This window comes from Vibrio barjaei (assembly GCF_001639065.2).
In the GTDB taxonomy this organism is placed as follows: domain Bacteria; phylum Pseudomonadota; class Gammaproteobacteria; order Enterobacterales; family Vibrionaceae; genus Vibrio; species Vibrio barjaei.
Genome location: NZ_LQXO02000063.1, coordinates 1 through 596 on the forward strand (window position 1 = coordinate 1; position 596 = coordinate 596).

Sequence of the window (596 nt, forward strand, 5' to 3'; positions counted from 1 at the left end):
GTTCCAGTTCACGCAATAGCACCAGTACGAAGAATACCAGTAGTCAAAATGCTATTAGCGGCGACAACCTTGGGGTTGCGTTAAGTGGTATTGAAGGCTCAACGATTAATGCCACCGTGACCGACCACGGGAGCGTAGGGAAGTCGTTTGATTTTGCGGGTGATGCGCTTGATGAATCGTATGAGTTTGCCAAAGGCGCAATGAGTGAATCGCTCAATCTGGTAGACCAAAACACAGAAAACAGTATGAAGTTTGCCTCTGGTGCGCTGGATAAATTCAGCTCTAGCAACAGTGAAAACCTTCAAATGATAGCGGGGCTTGCGGGTAATCAAGCAGCCCAAAACACGAAGAATTTAGACAAGCTGACCGAGCTTGCCAAGTTCAAACAAGACAACGGACAAAGCGCACTGAACAAACAGCAATTGATTCTCATGGCAATCATTGTACTGGTACTTGGCTTTGTGCTGTTTAAGGCGGTGAACCAATGAACTTCAACCTGATTCAAGGGCAAGTGATGCCGTTAACTGTTGAGTCTAGCTGGCTATTCATCGAGTCCTATCACGGCAAGTTGTCGGTGCGTATTGATTCAACGGGTG

Annotated in this window: 1 protein-coding gene; it reads left to right on the forward strand. The window is 46.8% G+C overall.

Translation table 11 applies throughout. The features are described from left to right. The coding region (locus tag AWH66_RS24865; RefSeq protein ID WP_071487876.1) for a hypothetical protein at window positions 1-488 on the forward strand (488 nt) is incomplete at its 5' end. Window positions 489-596 lie beyond the last annotated feature (108 nt).